This is a genomic window from Ruminococcus sp. Marseille-P328 (assembly GCF_964249465.1).
GTDB lineage: Bacteria > Bacillota > Clostridia > Lachnospirales > Lachnospiraceae > Blautia_A > Blautia_A faecis.
Window position 1 is genome coordinate 1 of the sequence record NZ_CAXUBQ010000010.1, and the last position, 3,425, is coordinate 3,425.

At 43.5% G+C, this 3,425-nt stretch carries 3 protein-coding genes; all 3 read left to right on the forward strand.

What is annotated here, in order from left to right:
* Window positions 1–34: 34 nt before the first annotated feature.
* The 3 genes from ACESTK_RS08580 (at window position 35) to ACESTK_RS08590 (ending at window position 3,049) form a co-directional block, all read left to right on the forward strand.
* Window positions 35–1,531, forward strand: coding sequence for a tail fiber domain-containing protein (locus ACESTK_RS08580; RefSeq protein WP_294425949.1), 1,497 nt, complete (start codon window positions 35–37; stop codon window positions 1,529–1,531).
* Window positions 1,532–1,621: 90 nt separating this feature from the next.
* Window positions 1,622–2,080, forward strand: a complete 459-nt coding sequence (locus ACESTK_RS08585; protein WP_195699441.1) for a holin family protein — start codon at window positions 1,622–1,624, stop codon at window positions 2,078–2,080.
* Window positions 2,081–2,110: 30 nt separating this feature from the next.
* Window positions 2,111–3,049, forward strand: coding sequence for an N-acetylmuramoyl-L-alanine amidase (locus tag ACESTK_RS08590; protein WP_294425953.1), 939 nt, complete (start codon window positions 2,111–2,113; stop codon window positions 3,047–3,049).
* Window positions 3,050–3,425: the final 376 nt, after the last annotated feature.

Here is a 3,425-nt window from a genome sequence, read left to right on the forward strand (position 1 = left end):
TATGGATTTTTATCCGGAAAGGAGGAAAAACCAGATGATATTCGAACAACCAGTCAATATATACTCGCAGGATTATGTACTGAAGCGTTTCCAGTCTAATGAAACAGCTGTCCAAGTAGTCAGAGGAAAGCTCTCTGCACTGATCAGCGAGTCAGAATTGATTGAGCTGCAGAACAGCAAGGCAACCATGTACAGTAAACTTGCATCGGCCATACTGGATATAAACAGCCTTCAGCTGCAGTTTTCCGATATCAGCAGTAAATACGATACCGTAACTGGTAAGTACAGTTCACTTGACGCAAAAGTAGCAGATTACAAAGCAGGCCTGGATGGATTTTCAGTAAACCTGACCAACCTTAGCGCCAGGATAAATAGTGACTATTCCACGACTACTGCCATGAATGCAGCCATTAAGGCAAGTGTGGATGGTCTATCCAGTACAATATCCAAGACTTACGCAACAGGAGCTGACGTCCAGGCAAAACTGCAGGCAGCAGATACCACAGCAAAAGGTTACGCGGATGCAGCACAAAAAGAAGCGGTTAAGAGCGCCAATGCGAATACAGATGAGCTTCTGAAATCTTACGCAACCGTAACGGCAATGAATTCCGCTATTGATCAGAAAGCAGAGAGCATTACAGCTTCCGTATCCAGCACCTATGCAACCAAAGAAAGCCTGGATTCCACTGACAAGAAGGTGTTAAGCCTTGAGACATGGAAAAAATCAGCAGAATTAAAGATCACAGAGTCCGCAATTGTCAGCACTGTAACCAGTTCCACATCATGGAGCGGTAAAGCCGATAAAGCAAGCCTGATTTCCCAGATCAACCAGTCTGCAGAAAGTATTTCCATCAGTGCCAGTAAGATCAATTTAAACGGTGTGGTGACGGCTAATAGCTATTTTTGCATTTTAACTGATGGAAGCATAAAAAGTGTCAAAGGTACGCTGGGCGGATGGACGATATCATCCGATAAAATTCAGTCACGTTTTGCGGGAATAGACGCGATGACTATACACTCGGATGGATATTTAAAATTCGGAACATGTAAAATAAGTTCAACCGGAGGAGCACTTACAGTAAAAAACGGCTTACATATTTACACAGCTGTAAATACAGATAGCAGTGGTTTTGACGATGGCACGGAGAGATTCAAGATATTCGGATTAGGTCATGTATCGTCTGGAGGACATCTGGTATTTGACAGTGATGGGGCTACGGTTTCTTATTTATCCAGTTCATCCAGAAGATACAAGAACCATATCCGGGACATGACAGATAATGATATACAAAATCTGTATAAGCTTCCAACCGTGTTCTTTGTTTATAAGCCTGGCTATCTGGAAAAAGACAGCGCCGTTCCCATTCCCGGGCTTTACGCAGAGGATGTGGAACAGTACCTTCCATTAGCTGCCAGATACCAGAACGGACTGATTGAAGACTGGAATGAAAGAGCTGTGATCCCGTATCTGATCAAGGCAATCCAGCTGCAGCACGAAGAAATTGAAGCATTGAAAAGAAAGGTGGCGTGAAAATTATATGAACGAACCCAGAGCGAGACCGTGTAACCGGTCTTATTTTTATACCATAAAATAATATAATAAGAAGGAGAACACATAATTATGAAGGTGATTGATACGTATAATGCCATTGTTGGCGCAGTTGTTGCTGTATTAAGTTATATTTTTGGAGAACATTGGATCCTGTTTGCTCTTTTCCTGGCGTTCAATGTTGCGGACTGGATCACAGGTTGGATGAAAGCCAGACTGACACACAAAGAGAATTCCAAGGCAGGATGGAAGGGCGTTCTGAAGAAACTGGCTTACTGGATTATGATCGCAGTAGCCTTTGGAGCTTCGGCAGTGTTCGTGGAGTTAGGCAAGACGCTTGGAATTGATCTTGGAATCACTACATTGCTGGGGTTCTTTGTCCTGGCATCCCTGTTAGTAAATGAGATCAGGTCTATTTGTGAGAATCTGGTGGAGATGGGAGTGGACGTCCCGAAGATCCTGATCAAGGGGTTGGAAGTGGCAGACAAAGCAATTAATAAAGATGGGGAAGATATTGACGAGGGCGAGTGATCGCCCTCAATTTTTTGACGGAGGAAGATTATGGATATTATTAAAATGCTTACCAAAAAGAAATGTTACGTAGGTCAGAATAAACCTGCTTATGTGGTAATTCACGAGACAGACAACTGGGGAAAAGGTGCGGATGCAAATGCTCACGCAAGAGCCATGAGTAATGGAAACCTGGATGCCACTGTGCATTACTATGTGGATTCCAAAAGCATTTACCAGACCCTGGAACATTCAGACGGCGCCTGGGCGGTGGGAGATGGAAAAGGAAAGTATGGAATTACCAATCTAAACAGCATCAATATTGAAATCTGTGTGAACCCAGAGACGGATTATTATGTGGCCGTAGACAAGGCAGAACAGCTGGCTGCTTATCTTCTGAAACAGTATGGCTGGGGAACTGATCGCCTGAAACGCCACTATGACGCTTCTAGGAAGAACTGTCCAAGAAGAATTATAAAAGAAGGACTGTGGCCATCTTTTATAGAAAAGACAGCAGCATATATGGGAGTAACAGAAAAACGAAATTATCTTCAGAAAGGAGATTCTGGAGATGAGGTCAAACAGCTTCAGCAGAATCTTATAAAGCTGGGATATAACTGCGGATCCGCAGGAGCCGACGGAATCTTTGGAGACGGTACCGAAAAAGCAGTTAAGACATTCCAGAAGAATCAGAATCTGACAGAGGACGGACTGGCAGGAGAAAAGACACAGAACCAGATTAAAAATCTTTTACGGCAGAAAGCAGCTGCCAAGTATTACATCCAGGCAGGAGCCTATGGGACAAAAGAAAATGCAGATGTAATGTTGAAAGTGCTTAAGCAAAAAGGATTTTCAGCAAGTATCCGCAAAGTATCCGGTTCTGTCCCATACCGTGTCCAGGTTGGCACCTACAGAACAAAGAAGGCTGCCAACAAAGTGGTGAAGAAGCTGAAGGCAGCAGGATTCACAGTCCTGGTGAAGAAACTGTGATGTCGAAATCTGTCGTACTATCTCGCACGATAAAACTCGACAGATGAGGTAGAATCTGGTACAGTAAAACTGAACATGAGATTCCCCATAGACAAGAAAAGCCCTTACAATCCCGCGAGTTGCCCCTCAGGAAAGTAAAGGCTTTTCTTCTTATTAAATATTGCTTTATTTTTTACTAGAAAATGTGAGGGGCAAGAATCCTGCCCCTTAAGGGGCAAAAACTCTGCCCCTCGAGGGGCAAAAAAGGGGCAGAGTTTTGACACACTTTATTTACCTCCTGAATATTCGGAGCCAAAAAAAGCCCGCAAAACAGGCACTTTGCAGGCTTTTGACATTTCTTGATAAAATAAAAAATGCGGAAGATGGGACTTGAACC